The organism is Staphylococcus felis (assembly GCF_003012915.1).
Classification (GTDB): Bacteria; Bacillota; Bacilli; order Staphylococcales; family Staphylococcaceae; genus Staphylococcus; species Staphylococcus felis.
Genome location: NZ_CP027770.1, coordinates 1,115,391 through 1,133,166 on the forward strand (window position 1 = coordinate 1,115,391; position 17,776 = coordinate 1,133,166).

General features: G+C 34.4%; 15 protein-coding genes. 9 read left to right on the forward strand and 6 right to left on the reverse strand.

The genetic code is table 11. The features are described 5' to 3' along the window. Positions 1 to 13 precede the first annotated feature (13 nt). The 4 genes from nreA (at position 14) to C7J90_RS05090 (ending at position 3,579) form a co-directional block, all read left to right on the forward strand. Positions 14 to 475 (forward strand): nitrate respiration regulation accessory nitrate sensor NreA, encoded by a 462-nt coding sequence (gene nreA / locus C7J90_RS05075; protein ID WP_103207674.1) that lies wholly within the window; start codon positions 14 to 16, stop codon positions 473 to 475. Next, positions 472 to 1,515 (forward strand): sensor histidine kinase, encoded by a 1,044-nt coding sequence (locus tag C7J90_RS05080; protein ID WP_232618922.1) that lies wholly within the window; start codon positions 472 to 474, stop codon positions 1,513 to 1,515. The genes nreA and C7J90_RS05080 overlap by 4 nt, the downstream gene beginning before the upstream one ends. Positions 1,516 to 1,525: 10 nt before the next feature. Continuing rightward, positions 1,526 to 2,176 (forward strand): nitrate respiration regulation response regulator NreC, encoded by a 651-nt coding sequence (gene nreC, locus C7J90_RS05085; protein ID WP_103207676.1) that lies wholly within the window; start codon positions 1,526 to 1,528, stop codon positions 2,174 to 2,176. A 233-nt stretch (positions 2,177 to 2,409) separates the two neighbouring features. Then, positions 2,410 to 3,579: a nitrate/nitrite transporter gene (locus C7J90_RS05090; protein WP_103207678.1), complete on the forward strand. Its 1,170-nt coding sequence runs from the start codon at positions 2,410 to 2,412 to the stop codon at positions 3,577 to 3,579. Between the two features lie 297 nt (positions 3,580 to 3,876). Here the strand turns inward: C7J90_RS05090 and C7J90_RS05095 are convergent, their stop codons facing one another. Continuing rightward, positions 3,877 to 5,484, reverse strand: a complete 1,608-nt coding sequence (locus C7J90_RS05095) for a M20/M25/M40 family metallo-hydrolase (RefSeq protein WP_103207680.1) — start codon at positions 5,482 to 5,484, stop codon at positions 3,877 to 3,879. A gap of 185 nt (positions 5,485 to 5,669) precedes the next feature. On the opposite strand from C7J90_RS05095, the gene C7J90_RS05100 reads away from it, so the two are divergent. The 3 genes from C7J90_RS05100 to C7J90_RS05110 all read left to right on the forward strand — a co-directional run bounded on the left by C7J90_RS05100 (position 5,670) and on the right by C7J90_RS05110 (position 8,537). Next, positions 5,670 to 6,026 carry a DUF3139 domain-containing protein gene (locus C7J90_RS05100; RefSeq protein WP_103207681.1) on the forward strand — a complete coding sequence of 119 codons (357 nt, stop codon included), beginning with the start codon at positions 5,670 to 5,672 and terminating at the stop codon, positions 6,024 to 6,026. A 282-nt stretch (positions 6,027 to 6,308) separates the two neighbouring features. After that, positions 6,309 to 7,382 (forward strand): M42 family metallopeptidase, encoded by a 1,074-nt coding sequence (locus C7J90_RS05105; protein ID WP_103207683.1) that lies wholly within the window; start codon positions 6,309 to 6,311, stop codon positions 7,380 to 7,382. A 246-nt stretch (positions 7,383 to 7,628) separates the two neighbouring features. Then, a complete protein-coding gene (locus tag C7J90_RS05110; RefSeq protein ID WP_103207685.1) occupies positions 7,629 to 8,537 on the forward strand; it encodes an EamA family transporter in 909 nt (302 codons plus the stop codon). A 75-nt stretch (positions 8,538 to 8,612) separates the two neighbouring features. Here C7J90_RS05110 and C7J90_RS05115 read toward each other — a convergent pair whose 3' ends face one another. Then, positions 8,613 to 8,957: a DUF4889 domain-containing protein gene (locus C7J90_RS05115; RefSeq protein WP_103207686.1), complete on the reverse strand. Its 345-nt coding sequence runs from the start codon at positions 8,955 to 8,957 to the stop codon at positions 8,613 to 8,615. A 200-nt stretch (positions 8,958 to 9,157) separates the two neighbouring features. On the opposite strand from C7J90_RS05115, the gene C7J90_RS05120 reads away from it, so the two are divergent. After that, on the forward strand, positions 9,158 to 10,351 hold the full coding sequence (locus tag C7J90_RS05120; RefSeq protein ID WP_103207688.1) for a CynX/NimT family MFS transporter: 1,194 nt from the start codon (positions 9,158 to 9,160) through the stop codon (positions 10,349 to 10,351). Positions 10,352 to 10,436: 85 nt separating this feature from the next. Here C7J90_RS05120 and galU read toward each other — a convergent pair whose 3' ends face one another. From galU to C7J90_RS05140, 4 genes are all read right to left on the reverse strand, one after another. After that, positions 10,437 to 11,330, reverse strand: a complete 894-nt coding sequence (gene galU / locus C7J90_RS05125) for a UTP--glucose-1-phosphate uridylyltransferase GalU (RefSeq protein WP_103207690.1) — start codon at positions 11,328 to 11,330, stop codon at positions 10,437 to 10,439. 229 nt (positions 11,331 to 11,559) lie between these two features. Beyond that, the gene (locus C7J90_RS05130) at positions 11,560 to 13,701 is read right to left on the reverse strand and encodes a helix-turn-helix transcriptional regulator (RefSeq protein WP_103207692.1); all 2,142 of its coding nucleotides are present in this window, start codon (positions 13,699 to 13,701) and stop codon (positions 11,560 to 11,562) included. A 562-nt stretch (positions 13,702 to 14,263) separates the two neighbouring features. Next, entirely contained in the window at positions 14,264 to 15,202 is a 939-nt protein-coding gene (locus C7J90_RS05135) for a magnesium transporter CorA family protein (RefSeq protein ID WP_103207695.1), read from the reverse strand. Next, positions 15,199 to 15,663 (reverse strand): MarR family winged helix-turn-helix transcriptional regulator, encoded by a 465-nt coding sequence (locus tag C7J90_RS05140; RefSeq protein ID WP_103207697.1) that lies wholly within the window; start codon positions 15,661 to 15,663, stop codon positions 15,199 to 15,201. Before C7J90_RS05140 ends, C7J90_RS05135 begins: the two co-directional genes overlap by 4 nt. A 341-nt stretch (positions 15,664 to 16,004) precedes the next feature. Between C7J90_RS05140 and C7J90_RS05145 the strand changes: the two genes are divergently transcribed. After that, the gene (locus C7J90_RS05145; RefSeq protein WP_103207711.1) at positions 16,005 to 17,684 is read left to right on the forward strand and encodes a Na/Pi cotransporter family protein; all 1,680 of its coding nucleotides are present in this window, start codon (positions 16,005 to 16,007) and stop codon (positions 17,682 to 17,684) included. The last annotated feature ends 92 nt before the right edge of the window (positions 17,685 to 17,776 follow it).

Here is a 17,776-nt window from a genome sequence, read left to right on the forward strand (position 1 = left end):
TGGAGTGATGGCCGTGAAACAGATTGATTTGACTCAATATGAGTATCAAGACGAATTAGAGAGATTACGTCACGAATATCAATTTGATTTTGCTGGCATCGCCTTACCTATAGATGACCACGCTTGTACTAAAATTAAATGGAGATACGTATCCGGTAATTTAAATGAACGGTATCAACGTATTATTCTAAGACATGGTCGAGGTGTAGCAGGCAATGTCATGAAAACAGGTAAACCCATGATCATTGCCGATGCGACACAAGATGAAATCCAAAACACATTGTTTAATTTTCCAATTATTATCAGTGAAGAATTGACGTCACTTATTGCGATACCGCTTTGGCACAGTCATCGTGTCAAAGGGGTGTTGTTATTTGGACAACGTCATCATAAAAAACTACCCAAAATCGCTGAAAACATCTCTAATATTAAAGGGATCGGAATTTTCACAAGTGAAGATAAGGTGATGTTATAGTGAAACCACAATCTGAAGAACTCTCTCAATTTTTAAATGCTTATTATCAAAATACGTCCGAAATGATTATTTTTATTGACCAAGAAGGCAAAGTGATTTATATGAACCATGCGGCAAAGCGTGTCATATCCCCTAATAATATTTTTACAGAAGCGCCGCATACGATTTGTGGTAGGTGTGAAGGCCATACGAATGAGTATGGACTCCAGACTTGTTTCAATTGCTTTTTGGAATCAGAGGATTTAGGAGGATCAACGTTTCAAGTATTTATGAAAACAACAGATGACACGATTGAGCCTTTTACAGCATCTTATCAAACGATAGATGAAAAAAAGCAAATTAAAGCTTTTACATTACAAAACGTCACACCTCAGTTACAACGACAGGAAAAATTCTATCAACGCAACATGATGCAAAAAACGATTGCCGCTCAAGAAAATGAAAGAAAACGTATTTCTAGAGAGTTGCATGATGGTGTGGTGCAAGAGTTGATTAATGTCAATGTAGAGTTACGTTTGTTAAAGTACCAACAAGATATTGATACTTTAATCGAACATTCCAAAAATATAGAAGGTTTGATGGCCAAATTGATTGATGATATTAGAAATCTCTCACTTGAATTGAGGCCGTCTTCACTTGATGATTTGGGACTCAATGCTGCGTTTAAGTCTTATTTTAAACAGCTTGAAAATAACTATGGATTGATTGTCAATTATCACTATGACATGGAAGAGGAACGCTTTGATAATGAAATTGAAACCGTCGTCTATCGCGTCGTTCAAGAAGCGGTATTTAATGCGATGAAATATGCAGCTGTAGATACAGTCGATGTGAATGTACGTAAAGATGATATTCATTTATATGTGGAAGTGTCTGACCAAGGCCAAGGCTTTGATCCAAAAGATTCACCCAAAGGCTCTGGTTTAGGATTGTATGGTATGAATGAGCGTGCTGAATTGGTGAACGGGCACCTAAATATCGAAACACAAAAAGGGAAAGGTACGATTGTCACGTTAGAAGTACCGATTAACCAAAAGTGAGGGAACAAGAATGAAAATCGTAATTGCAGATGATCATGCAGTAGTACGGACTGGATTTTCAATGATCTTAAACTTCCAAGAGGATATGGAAGTGGTAGGTACTGCTGCAGATGGGGGAGAAGCTTACCAAAAAGTAATGGAACACGAGCCGGATGTACTCATTATGGATTTAAGTATGCCACCTGGTGAATCAGGGCTCATTGCTACTAGTAAAATTCTTGATAGTTTTCCTGATACTAAAATCTTAATCTTAACAATGTACGATGATGAAGAATATTTATTTCACGTTTTAAGAAGTGGTGCAAGTGGATATATTTTAAAAAATGCACCTGATGAACAATTGTTATTAGCAATACGTACGGTCTATCAAGGGGAAACATATATTGATCCTAAAATGACTACATCATTGGTCAAAGAATTTGTACAGTCATCTAAAAATGATGATTATTCGAATGATCCATTTAAAATTTTATCTAAGCGAGAACTGGAAATATTACCACTTATTGCTAAAGGATATGGCAATAAAGATATCGCGGAAAAGCTATTTGTGTCAGTTAAGACAGTCGAAGCGCACAAGACGCGAATTATGGACAAATTAGACTTAAAATCTAAACCTGAATTAGTCGAGTTTGCATTAAAGAAAAAATTACTTGATTTTTGAAGTGGGAAACAGTAACAAAATTGAGATTTGCATGGAATCTTAATATTGTTACTTTTTTTATGGGATTTTTAGAGGGGCGTAAACCACTTGGCAAAGATAGGGATACTCCTTCAAGTGTATAGGGGATATCCTTATGTTATCAAATTCACAATAACTGTAAACTAGACTTAAAGTTAATCATGCTTTAGTTAAATGAATGATTTCAGAATTGAAAAAGAAAAGGTGAATGAACGATGAATAAGTCTAGTGGTGGTTTACAATTAGCACTTCAAACATTAAGTTTGGTAGCTGGATTTATGGCGTGGAGTATTATAGCGCCATTAATACCATTTATTTCGCAAGATGTTACAATTTCAAGTGGTCAATTGTCTATTATTTTAGCCATTCCTGTAATCCTTGGATCGGTGTTGCGTGTCCCATTTGGATTTCTAACGAATATCGTTGGTGCGAAGTGGGTATTTTTTGGAAGTTTTATTGTTTTATTAATACCAATCTTTTTATTAAGTCAGGCGACATCACCAGGGTCATTAATGTTCGCAGGATTTTTCTTAGGTGTTGGGGGCGCGATTTTTTCAGTTGGTGTAACTTCAATACCGAAATATTTCTCAAAAGATAAAGTAGGACTTGCGAATGGTATTTATGGTATGGGGAACTTAGGAACGGCTGTCTCTGCCTTTTTAGCACCTTCTATTGCAGGCATGATTGGATGGCAAAATACAGTACGTAGTTATCTTATTGTAATGGTCGTTTTTGCTGTTGTCATGTTTATTTTAGGTGATAAAGATGAACCTAAAGTTACAGTGCCTCTTATTGAACAATCAAAAAAATTATTTGCTGATTATAAGCTTTATTATTTAAGCTTCTGGTATTTTATTACCTTTGGATCATTTGTGGCATTTGGCTTGTTTTTACCTAACTTTTTAGTGGAACATTTTGGTGTTGACAAAGTTGATGCAGGTATAAGAACAGGTGTGTTTATCGCATTAGCGACATTTCTACGACCATTAGGTGGCATATTAGGGGATAAATTTAATGCAGTCACAATGTTAAAAATATTTTTTACGCTAATGATTGCAGGTTCTTTAATTTTAGGGCTTTCTAGTCATATGGTGTTGTTTACAATAGGGTGTTTAACTGTTAGTGTTTGTGCGGGTATTGGTAACGGACTTGTCTTTAAGTTAGTGCCGTTTTATTTTACAAAGGAAGCAGGTGTAGCAAATGGTATTGTATCGATGATGGGAGGCTTGGGAGGATTTTTTCCACCTATCGTCATATCAATCGTGACATCAATGACAGGTACAAGCCATTTCGCATTTATCTTATTGTGCCTTTTGGGGCTCATTGCACTATGGACAATGTTTAATTTAGGAAAACGTGAAAACAAAATGAATATAGAAGTTTAACTTTATTGGAAAGTTAAGATGAGAACAGGCTGGGACATAAATATCTCTAAGTTTTCTTATAATGAGATGATTCAATCATTGATACGAAAGTGTATATTTTTAAAAGTATTTTAATGTAAAATGACATGTATATCACGTCGTATTGTTGGCGAGACGCCTGAGGGAATAGGATGAGCGTCGAGACCGGGGCTCGACCCATCCCCCTAGGAAATGCGAGCCAAACAATACAAATTATTTTAGGATTGATGTCCTAGCCTGTTTCAAATGGGAGAGACGACTTGAATTTTTATCTCTTATTTAATTGTCTTTGATAAAGTGGCGTTTGATAATAGTCTCGAGTACGACAGGTAATTCTTCAAAAGCGCTATTTTTATGAATCCGTTCGCTGACTTTATGGGCATCTTTTCCGATTGGACCACAATTGATTAATGGTGCTTGTATACGTTCAATAGCCTCAAACGGAATCGTATAAGTTTGGTCGAAAACGGGTGTATTCATTTCGTAAGCTTTGAACATAGAGCCACTTGGTGAGGGTGATACATAGCTCAAATCACTAATGCCATTAAAATAATGAATGCGCTGTGATGTTCGCTTGAATTTTGTCAGCAATGTATTTGATATTGTTTCACCAATTGATTCAATAAGTGGATGATATGATGCGTTTGTTGCTGGATAATAAGGTGGTGCAAAAAAAGTAATGGTCGTTGGACCTAATTCTCTACATAAATTTATCAATTGATCAACAATTTCGATAGATTGGCGATAAGGTTCTGATTCAACTGCAACAACATCGTCAATAATTTGTTGGACAGTTGAGAACTGGTGATGTTGGATGGCATGCTCATACAGTTCGTGATACGACATAACCTTCATATCAAAATCTAACGCAATACCCTCTTGACGAATGCGTTCTTCGTATACAGTCATTCCCTTCTGGACAGCGGATTTTACAGCCTGATTGAATTGTTCAAAGACAGCATCAGCATGTCTCTCAAATAAAAATAAATTAAATAAGGCAATCGATCTAAATGGTGTTTGGACATCGTATTGTAATTTAATATCGCGCATAAGTAAGCTGACTGGCATCGGTGTCGTTTCATCTTCAAATGTTTCTTTAAAGTCAAAACTATATTCAATTTCTTGTTGAATATAACTTAGAATGAAGTTTGAACTTAAACCAATTGCGGGTGTGCCTACATGCGTCTCACGGCCATAGACTAATACACTCGGCATAATTTTGCCAATAGACCCTGTATAATAGTAGTGATTGTGGTCATGACTTGCTTGTTGAAATGTCGGTTCACTATTTAAGTGGAGTTTAATGTCTAAATCATACTGCAGGCGTAGTTTGTCTAAATAGTTCACTGCAGCAAGCATCCCTTGAGAGTTGACTTCTTCATCGGGGACGGTTATTAAGACGAGATTCACATCCCAATTTTCAATGGTAGCTTTTTCGAGAAGTGACATGTGAAGCATTAACCCAGGTTTCATATCCATAGAGCCACGACCAAATGCATAGTCTCCTGATTTTAAATCTTTAATACTGTCTTGATCTAAGTATGTTTGATTTTGGTGAAAAGAGTGTGTGATTTCGTCCATATCAAAAGCGTGACCTTGAAGTGTCCCGTAGTCTTCAATGCCTACAGTATCGTAGTGACTGATTAATGTTACAGTCTGTTTTGAATGAGGCGCTCTATATAGTGCAACAACAGCATGACGTTGATCTTTCGTTGGGACAAGATGGATCAATTCAGGATGTTGTTTATAATAATTTAATGTCATAAGTTCATCTTGAATCATATATGGAAATTGTCTCTCGCCTGAAGAATGGGTCACACTTGAATGTGCAACTAATTGCTTCAGTAATGTTTCGCGAGACAATTTAGATTGCCACTTAGTAAGCATAAATATCTCTCCTTTAGTCACATTGGTATTACTCTTATGTATTGTAAAAGGTTTAGAAGAATTTAACAACTTGATTGACGATGAATATGACGTTTATGTGACTAACTGCTTTGTCATAACGATATAAGGCCTGTTTGTGATAAGATGTTATAAAAGTAGAGTAATAGATGGGGGACAAACCGAACATGCTAAAAAAAGTAATAGGCTTTATAGCTGCAGCGATATTATTATTTGTACTAGTGGCAGCAGGTTTCTTTACATTTAAAGCGTATCAAAAAAGCCAAAATGTAAAGATGATCGATCAATATTTAACAGAAAAAAAGTTAACAAATAAGATTATTAATGAACAAACCGAATACGATTCGCGTAAAGGTATATTTTATAAAGAGCTGACATTAAAAGGTGATAAAGATAATACGTATATTGCACAACCGCTGAGTTTAAAGCGAGGATTTTTCTTACAAGGCTTTGATAATGAATCGAAAGAGCTAGATAAAAAAGCACCTTATAATTTTTTTGATGAAGATTATAAGCTTAAGTAACGATATGATTTCAATACAATGAACATTAGGGCATCACGAAGAAGACCGGTCCATCAGTAACGATGTATCTTTTCTTCATGAACAACCTAATGTTTCATTGTTTTTTAGTTTGAAGTTGGCCTTATTGACATATCACGGATGAATTTAGTGTTTCTTGTTCGTTATCGTCTAATCATTATTGTTTTTATTTTAATATTGTTAAAAATATAAAGTTTGATGAACACATCTTATTAAAAAATTTGATATGATAATATTAAAATATATAAAGGGGTTGTGATCGTTATGAAAAATACGAAGCAATTATTAAAGCAATTAACCGACATAGATGGTATCGCTGGACATGAGTATGATGTCAAAAAAGAGATGACTTCATTATTAGAGCCTAATAGTGATGAAATGATTTATGACAATTTGGGTGGTGTTTTTGGTAAAAAGAACACGCAAACAGGCCAACGTACAGTAATGGTGGCGGGTCACCTAGATGAGATTGGTTTTATTGTCACTAAAATCACAGATCAAGGGTATATTCGCTTTACACCGATTGGCGGATGGTGGAATCAAGTGATGTTGTCTCAAAAGATGACAATCACAACTGATGAAGGTCAAAAAATAAGAGGCATTATTGGTTCGACACCGCCCCATGTTTTGAGTCAAGAGGCACGTCAAAAACCCGTTCAGATTAAAAACATGTATATTGATATAGGGGCAAAAGACAAAGCAGAAGTAGAAGCGGCAGGTATCGAAATTGGTAATATGATTACACCGTATTCTGAATTTGAAACATTACTGAATGACAATTATATTACTGCCAAAGCGATTGATAATCGTTATGGATGTGCATTAGCTGTTGATTTATTAGATGAAGTTAAAGATGAACAATTAGATATTCATTTAGTTGCAGGCGCTAATGTTCAAGAAGAAGTCGGTTTAAGAGGGGCGAAAGTAGCAGCACACCAAATCAAGCCTGACCTTGCAATTGCAGTGGATGTAGGTCTAGCTTATGATTCACCAGGTCTTGAAAATGAAGGAGATGTAACGATTGGAAAAGGTCCTATCATTTTGAATATGGACGCAACTAATATTGGTCATGTAGGATTGATTCGCCATATCAAAAAGGTTGCAAAAGCAAACAATATCGATATTCAATTTGACTCCATGTCAGGAGGCGGAACGGATGCTGGTTCTATTCATACGGCATTAGATGGTATTCCATCTGTTGTAATTTCTATTCCGTTACGTTACATGCATTCAAATGTGTCAGTGATGAGTATAGAAGATTATCAAAATGCAGTAAAACTCGTCACAGAAGTAGTGCGTTCATTAAATGATGAAACAGTTGATGAGATAATCTGGTAACACCTACCCCCATTTGGATAAGTGAAATAATCAGTAAGAGGTTAAGATAACGTTGTCGCATAATGATTATATGACAACGCTCTTAACCTCTTTAAAATGTTTAAAGGAGTTCATCATGGAAAGTGATAGTATTGAAAACCATGCAATATGCTTATGAACGCTTGCGAAAGTCGCTAAATGATATTGTTTATCTATAAAGAGCATGATATCTTAAAGGGAATACATATTAAATGGGGGTGAGTATAGGTGAATCAATCGGCTCATTTAAAAAAGCGTTGGATAGGTTATTTACTTGTCATCATTGGAGCGTCGTTTTGGGGGATTGGTGGTACAGTTTCACAATGGTTATTCCAAAATGCTAACCTTGAAGTGACATGGTTTGTATCTGTCAGACTCATCATATCAGGATTACTTTTAATTATTATCGCGTTTTTTACTCAAGGACCGAAAGTGTTTGTTATTTGGTGGGATAAGCATGCAGTCTTTAAAATTATAGTTTACGGGTTATTGGGAATGTTGGCTGTGCAATATACATTTATGTCATCAATTAACCATGGTAATGCTGCTGTTGCGACACTGTTACAATATTTAGGACCTATTTTTATCATTTTTTATTTAGTATTTACGAAAGTTACTCAATTAGGCCGTAAGGAAGTTTTAGCAGTGCTATTAGCTGTATCTGGAACGTATTTGCTATTAACAAATGGCAATATTGAAAATTTACAAGTTCCTGTTATTGCTATTGTCTGGGGACTTGCTTCTGCTGTTGCACTTGCATTTTATACGATTTATCCAGTCAAACTTTTGGCGAGATGGGGCTCGTTGAATGTTGTAGGTTGGGCTATGCTCATTGGAGGCATCGTTCTTAGTTTTATCCATCCGCCGTGGGAAGTGGCGCTTTCGAGTTGGACCTTAGAAACACATCTTTATTTTTGGTTTGCGATTATTTTTGGAACGATGTTTGCCTTTTGGTTTTATATTGAGAGTTTAAATTATCTGTGGCCTCATGAAGCAGGTTTATTAGGTACGATTGAACCACTGATGGCACTTTTAGCCTCTGTTGTATGGTTGAATGTGTCATTTGGCTTATGGCAACTTTTAGGTGTGTGCTTAATTATTTTAATGGTTGTGGTGTTGTCGGTAATGAAGAAATAAGTAATCGAAGTACGTGGCGTAATAGCAAGAGTCGTTACATTGTGAGGATGCGTAACGACTCTTTCAAATATGAAATTAGTGAGACATATCCATTTCGTGGATTTGCATCATTAGACCGTGAGGCACATCATCATGGTCTACAACTTCTTTTTTGATGAAATGTGATTCATCATCTTTATTCGCAACTAATTTTACGAAATCTCCTTTTTGAGGTTGGAAATTATCATCAGTAGGGATTTTAACATTTTCTTCAATTGTTTTTTCAGATTCACTTATCACTTTTTCGGCTGTTGTATTATCTTTCATATAGCCATAGTAAGTTTCTTTTTGACCTGACATCATGATTGCAACGATAATAGCAACAGTGATAACAAGCATCACTACTATTAAAATAATACCTAGTGTTTGTTTTTGTTTCATTCTTTTGACTCCTTTTTTGAGTTTGGTTTAATTGTATAGGATAGTTTTAATTTCTAAAAGTTATTTTACATTTATATTGTGACAATTTTATGACGTTCTAAAATGAGAGAGTGTATTAAGGTGCAGTGACTGGCAAACAAAATGCAACATGTGGAAGACCATGATCGTATCATATCGGCTAAATGAATGGAGGGAATGCAATGAATCATTTAAGGGAAACGCAACGACTACAAAATAATGGATTATTAGTGATAGGTATCGTTCTCGTTGCATCCACTTTACGGGCGCCTCTAACAGCTGTTGGGCCCATTATTGAGCAAATTAAGTTAGATTTGGAGATTAATAATGGTGTTGCAGGTATGATTACTACGATACCACTTTTAATATTTGGTATCGTATCTCCTTTTGTCTCCAAAATGATGGCGCGCATCTCGATGGCGCATATTTTATGCTATGCATTGCTATTGACAATGATAGCACTTATATTGCGTGTATCTGGTGGGGTTATCCCTTTTTTTGTAGGGACGATAATGTTAGGTGTATCTATTGCATGTGGTAATGTGACATTGCCTGCATATGCTAAATGGCAATTTCCTTTACAAATTGGGGTGATTACAGGTATTTATAGCGCAACGATGAACCTTACAGCAGGACTAGGTGGTGGAGTCAGTTATCCTTTATCTGCCATGACATCATTAGGTTACCGGTTCTCATTAATATTTTGGATTGTATTTGTAGTGATGGCACTTCTATTATGGTTACCCCAAACGAAACGAATGAGTCAATCTCATTATGAAAAAGAGACAAAAGCAACCAAAGTGATCGCCTCGAAAATGGCATGGGCCGTTGCATTGACTATGGCCTTCCAAAGTATGACGTTTTATAGTGTAGTTGCTTGGTATCCGTCGATTCTTATAAGTAAAGGTGTTGAAGCGGAGTGGGCAGGTTACTTTTTAATGATAAATCAATTTGCACAGCTACCAATGACTTTTACATTTCCTATTTTGGCTGAAAAAATGAAAAATCAACGACTACTCATTCTAATTATCGTGGTGTTGATGTTCACAGGCTTTAGCTTATTATTTACAACTCAAGTATGGGCATTAATTCTAGCGATGATTTTAACAGGCATGGGTATTGGTGCATGTTTTAGTGTCTGTATGACCTTTTTTTCGATACGTGCCCGTACTATGAAAGGGAGTTTAGCACTGTCAGGTTTTGGGCAGTCGGTAGGGTATTTAGTAGCATCTCTTGGCCCATTATTATTAGGTGTGTCTCACGACTTAACGAAAACATGGAATGTAGCGATTGTGATGTTGATGTGTATGGCATTTTGTATTCTACTTGTTGGTCTGTATGCATCGAAATCTGCTTACGTTGAAGATGACTCATAAAGTATGCCCACAAATATTGCAAGATTTAACAGCATTTGTGGGCGTCTTGAATGAGTAAAGCGATTTAGAAGTGCTAATCTATAGTTTAGGAGTCTTTGTTTTGATTTTCATAGGCTTGAAGAAGCGTCTTCATATAATCGGCAATTGCATCGTTCATAGTTGAATCCTTTAATGCGAAACTTAATGTCGTTTTAACAAATCCGATTTTTTCACCAACATCATATCGTGTGCCTTCAAATTGATAAGCGTACACTTGATCATCTTGATTCAAACGTTCGATCGCGTCTGTTAATTGAATTTCACCGCCAGCCCCAATCTCTTGTGTGTCAAGATAATTAAAAATATCAGGTGTCAGTATATAGCGTCCCATAATTGCCAAATTAGAGGGAGCTGTCCCTTTTTTAGGTTTTTCGATGAATTGGTTAACTTTATAAAGGCGTTCTTTTTGAGTACTAGGTTCGACAATACCATAGCGATATGTCTCTTCATAAGGCACTTCTTGCACGCCGATGATAGATTTTCCTGTTTGATCGTACTGCTCAATTAATTGTTGTATGGCAGGTTTGTCTGATTCGACAATATCATCACCTAGCAATACAGCAAAAGGTTCATCACCGAAAAATTGTCGCGCGGTCCATATCGCATGGCCAAGCCCTTTTTGTTCTTTCTGACGGACATAAAAAATATTGGCTAGAGATGTTGAGTGTTGAACTTTCTCTAATAAATCAAATTTTTCCTTCTCTATTAATGTCGTTTCAAGCTCTTTTTGATTATCGAAATGATCTTCAATAGCACGCTTATGTTTACCAGTGACAATAATGATATCTTCTATTCCGGCACGTGAAGCTTCTTCAACGATATATTGAATCGTAGGTGTATCTAAAATGGGTAACATTTCTTTTGGCATCGCTTTTGTTGCAGGTAAAAAGCGTGTTCCTAGTCCTGCAGCAGGTATGATGGCTTTTTTTATTTTAGACATTCAAATAATCCTCCTATTAAATTAAAGTAGCATATTTAATTTTATTATAGTATAAAATGGTGCTGATGACTAAAGAGGTTAATAAAAGTAAAGAGAGAAAAAAGATGAACGGGGCTCGGATATCAAGTGAGCGCTCATTTTAATGACTATTCATTCTGCTATGCGCTCACTTTAGATATATCATCCCCGTCAAAAGATTGAATAAATCAATGTAGATGGAAGAAGGAACTTAGTAAAGATCATGACGTAATGTCGGTTGATGTTTAAAGATTTTAATGAGTTTAATTTCTCGATGGTTTAATGTGATGTTCAAATCATTATTTATAAAATCATGAATATTCACGTGAAGCTGTAAATGATTCATATGATTAATTTCTTCTATTAAATGTGTAGGTATATAATAATGTTGAATATTTGATGGCAACATGGACTCGACATTTGACAACTCATTTTGAAAACGATAGGTGGCCATCATATTTTTAGATAAATGATCAGATTTAATCACTTGATACTGACTTGTTGAATGAACACTCGACCGTGGTTTGATTAATTTATGATAATAATCAAACAATAAAATATGGTAGGCGTTTGACGTTTCACTAACAATGTATCGATCTGTCTGTGTCACATAATGGTCTTGGAATGGATACAACATATCATACACCAAATGGATTGCATTTTTATTACCATAGTGGTTGTAAAAGGACAGGCTTTGTTCGTCTTTAGGAATAAGCGGAAATGACAACCCATTGACTTGATGATTAAACATTAACAATAAATTCAAAAACAATTCAGGATAATCAGTTATCCGTTTCTTATATAGTATTTTTACGAATGATTCATTCAAATCGGCAAGAATAAAATGATAATTTGATTTAGGAATGATTTGAGTTAAATCGTCTATCATGCTTTGAAATAATTCGAAAGGTGTCTCATCTCTATACTCTTTTTGGTATGTGGCCCAGTTTAAATCTTTAAAGACCAACATATAATAATCAAATGTTATACCTTGGTCAAATAATTGCTGAATGATGCGATTTTTTTGTGACACGTAAGGTAAAGGAACGATTAGTGTAAACTGACAACTAGCAAATTGACTTTTTAAGTGTTGTCTCATGTAATCGATATCATGTACAGATAAATAGTCTACATCTAAGACAATATTTAAATTAAACGATGTCTTTTGAAAAGTAATGTTGTTATGCGCAATCACTTTAAAAAGTGGCTTTAAAAATTGGGATTCGAACTTTTTGAGTAATTGAACTGAATCAATTTTGAAAGCTAAGTTTAAATTTGCATTTTGAATTTGTTGACATAACCATTCTATTTCTTCAGCATTATCAAATTCTAAATTCATATGAGATAGCCTGTTAAAGTACAAGTAATAATGTTCATTATGATTTGATGTCTGGACATGATTTTTAGCTTTAATCGCTGATACAATTGTATTGAATTGAGAGACTTCTAAAAATAAAAACTTTCGATGAATATATGTTGTTGGATTTAAAGTGTCTAAATGAATATGCGTATTAGATTGATAGGTATTCGTCGATGTGTGATTCAACAGATATGGCTCAAAATAATGAGTATCAAAATTTGATATTTGAATAGCTGGAATAGCCGTGTGTAAAGATTTACGGTATTCAACAGGGCTAGTACCGATTAGACTTTTAAATTGCTTTGAATAATTACTGTAATTTGTGAACCCATACGCTAAAGAGATATTTTGTATCGTATCATTCGATAATAAAAGATGTTTTAAAGATAAATTAATCTGTAAAGATGCGATATAGGTTTTAAAATTCAAACCAATGTATCGGTTAAATAGTATTGAAATGTAAGATTGAGATACAAAAAAATGATCAGCTAGATCTTTAAGTGTGATGTGCTCTTCTCGATGTTGATAAATATAATGTACAACATTAGAAAAGAGTGCATTTTGTGACCATAACTCTGGTATATAGACGCGGTCAGTATCTACGTATGTCTCTTTAAAAATAATTGAAATGACGTCATCTAATAAAATATTTTGCTGCTCATAGTTGTCTTCTTTAATAATAGACTTCATCAAATCTTTAATTCTATTATGTGATGATAATTTTTCTGTATTAAAATACCCTAGTAAGTAATTCGGTTGATATTTTGAGAAAAAATGTAATGGGATATGCACAATCATAATTGACTGTGCATCGTAAACTTTGACAATATCATTATGATTAAGAATAGCAATATGATTGTAATAGTTAATATTTTTACCATTGAGTTGTATATTGAGTATATTTTCGAATGATATCATCAATCTCATTTCGTTGATTATGCGATGTGCTTCTGTTTGATGTTGCTTTATAAGTTCAATAGTTACACCTTGCATAGCAAACCTCTTTCGATTTCGCAAAAAGTATTTTGTGAAATCATGTAATAATTCAAATTAATTATAAAGTTGAGACTTGGGGAGGACAATGGCTGATCAATCGTTATATAAATAATGACACAATCATAAAATTAATTAGATTTTTGGCAGTGAGAAGTATTAAAAAAATGACATAAATATAAAAAAAGAGGATAAAACATTAAATTAAATAAATAGGGTTAAGAGAGAAGATTAATATTTTAGCATAAATCAGAAGGGGGATATTTAAATATTTAACTGGGAACGAATGGAGAATGTATTTTCTTTTGTTTAATTGAGGTATTTTGGAATGATTAGAGAAGGAGAGGGTACTGCTTATTGCATGGAGATTGAGAAAAAGAGCACTATTCTAGTCGGTTGTTTTGACAATATACAGATTTGTAAGAACCCTTAACGTATGTATTACCACGACTACATACGTTAAGGGTTCGTTTGCATCAGTTAAAACTTACTCGAATGGTCTTCATATGTTCAATCTTGTTGTATTGTGAAAGTGTGATAGATTGATGCAATTTTAGGTTAGTCACAATTTATCACTACGCCATAAAAATGTGAACATCACAATGACAAGTACAATCGAAATCACAATAATAATCAGCCAAGATAGCATACTTTCTGTATCGATAGGTAGCGGTACATTCATCCCAAAAAAGCTAAAAACTAAAGTAGGTAAAGTTAAAAGTACGGTAAAAATGGTCAGTGTTTTCATTGTTGTATTAAGTTGGTTTGATAAAAGTGATGCGTAAGAATTCGACATACTTTCAACGATGCGTAAATAGAGCTCTGTCGTTTCAACGGCTTGTTGGTGTTCATTTTGTAAGTCCTCAAGTAACTCTTCATCTTCATCAAATCTTTTAATGGCAGGTAAGCGAAATAAACGACGAATTGTTGATGAATTGGTCTCTAATGAAGCTAAAAAATAAACGAGACTTTTTTCAATTTCACTGAGTAAGTACAATCTTGTATTTGTCACACGATGTTGTAAATTATATTCAACTTGACGACGTTCTTTATTGAGAAGTCTGAGGCTACGGTTGTATTGTGCCGCCATGTCGTACATTAATTTAAGTGCAAATTGACTTTTATATTTTAAGTTAATTTGACGTTTGGCGAGATGATCAAAATATGAAAAAGGTTTGGCACATACAGTGACGATAATATCTTTTCCAATAATGATACCAAGTGGCAATGTGGTAAAACTTTTAAGCTTGTACTTGCCAGATTTCGAAATAGGCAAGTCACTAATAATTAATGAATAGCCGCTTTCATCATCATATTCAATTCGTGAACTCTCTTCACTGTCTAAGGCATCCTCTAAGAAATCTTTTGGAAAACCATATGATTGAATTAAGCGATTAACTTCGTCTTGAGTTGGTTTGATGACATTAAGCCATTGCGCGTCGTTCCAATCTTTTACAGTTTCAACAAATAAGTCTGTGGTATTTTTGTATGCAGTTATCAACTTTCTTCACCTTCATCAATCTGTAATTTTAAATGTTTAATATCTTTATAACCTTGTCTATAAGCTGCAAAACCTTCCATCATGGCATACCAATTATCCCCTTTAATAGACTTAATATGGTTAAAGAGTTCGCTTTGAGCTTGATTAAGTTTTTGAATCAAGGCACTTCCCTCTTGAGTGGGATATAGACACTTAAGCCGACGATCTGTTAAATCGGCCTTTTCATAGATATAACCTTTTGCTTTAAGGCGTTTTAATGTCGCATGTGATCCTTGCTTAGAAATCTCTAAGTTCATTAACAATTGTTTTGTCGTAATACCAGGTAATTTGTTAATAAAAAATAAAAAGCGATGATGCTGGCGACTCAAACCGTACTCTGCAATAATGTCATCAGCTGTTTTTGTAAATGTTTGATAAGCATAATAAAATAAAAAAAGTTCGTAATCATTATTTTGATTCATAGGGAAACATCCTTTTATATAATCACTGCTATTCATTATATAAAACATTAGTACATATGTCATTGATATCAAAAAATAATACATTTGAACGTATTGTAATGAATGTGAACTTTGTGAAGGGACTCAAATAGAGAATTAATGGCATTATGCAACTAAAGAAATAGGAATGTAACAATGTAAGCGGTTAAAGTAAGTTAAAATTCACAATATCTTAACATTAAATTTACAATTATCATTCATAATTTATATTGAACAAGTTTTGATTGACTTAAAGGTCTAATCATGATTATTTTAACATGTAGCGTCTTTACGTAATTCTTAATTGAGGTGAAATCATGGATATGTCAGTGACAGAGATCATCTTTTCTTTTTTAGGTGGTCTTGGTATTTTCTTATACGGATTGAAGGTAATGGGAGATGGCCTTCAAGCATCAGCAGGTGATCGACTTCGAAGTATTTTGAATAAGTTTACCTCTAACCCTGTACTCGGTGTGATAGCAGGAATGATTGTAACTATTTTGATTCAAAGTAGTTCGGGGACTACAGTTATTACGATTGGTCTCGTAACAGCAGGGTTTATGACATTAAAACAAGCAATTGGTGTCATTATGGGAGCTAACATTGGAACAACTGTCACTTCTTTTCTAATTGGTATTGATTTAGGAGAATACGCAATGCCAATATTAGCATTAGGTGCTTTTCTGATATTTTTCTTTAAACGATCTTATATTAATAATATTGGACGTATTTTATTTGGTTTTGGTTCTTTATTCTTTGGTTTGGAGTTCATGGGTGGCGCGGTAAAGCCATTAGCTGAATTACAAGGGTTTAAAGATATTATGTTAGATATGTCATCTAATCCACTTTTCGGAATTTTAGCAGGTGTAGGTTTAACGGCTTTAGTGCAAAGTTCTAGCGCAACAATTGGTATATTACAAGAGTTTTATGGTCAAGGTTTAGTCAACTTGAATGGGGCTATTCCAGTGCTTTTAGGTGATAATATTGGGACAACAATTACTGCAATATTAGCTTCACTAGCGGGCTCGATTGCGGCAAAACGTGCTGCATTTGTACACGTTATATTTAACGTAATCGGTGTGATTATCTTTTCTATCTTCTTGCCGATTGTCATCCACTTAGTTGAGTTATTGCAAGCTTCATGGCATCTTAATCCAGCAATGAGTATTGCATTTGCACATGGTGCATTTAACGTCACAAACACACTTATTCAATTACCATTTGTAGGCGTGCTCGCATGGATAGTCACTAAAATTGTGCCAGGTAAGGATGTAACTGAAGACTACAAACCACAACATTTAAATAAAGACTTAGTTTATCATGCACCAGGTGTAGCATTACAAGAAACGCAAAAAGAACTTCAAAATATTGGCCATATTGTTGAATCAATGCTGGAAGATGTTAAAAATCCATCATCAATTGACAAAAAAGTAGCCAAAACATTAGAACAAAAACATCAAGCAGTAGAAACAATCAATGATAGTATTCGTGGGTATTTAGTACGTATTTCAACAAAGGATATTAACAAAAAAGACGTTGAACGACTTGCTGTAATGTTCGATGTCAATCGTTCAATGCTCAAAGTATCCGAACTTATTAAAGAATACAGTTCGTTAATTGAGAAGAAGAAATATAAAGAAATTACCTTAACTGACGATGCATTGAAAGGAATTGAAAAACTCTTTAAGTTTGTAACTGAATCATTCAATAAAGCATTAGAAACACTAGATGTATACGATACAACGAAAAAAGATGAAGTTGTAGAGCGAAGTAAACAAGCATTCAATATTGAACATAAATTACGTAAAGGTCATATTAAGCGCTTAAATAGAGGAGAATGTTCGACTGATGGTGGTCTCTTATACGTAGATGTCATAGCGGTTCTTGAGCGTATTGGTTATAACGCACGTAATATTTCGGAATCAATGGTGGGGCTGAATGATGATGTCGCACATGAAGATGAAGATATTATTGCAATCGGAGAAAATGAATCTAATGTGTAAACATAGTAACATGAGATTATAAGTAAGTCATTCAAAAGACGCATTAAAAAACGGAATAAAGGTCATGTCAAAATATAAGCTAAGTAGTTAGA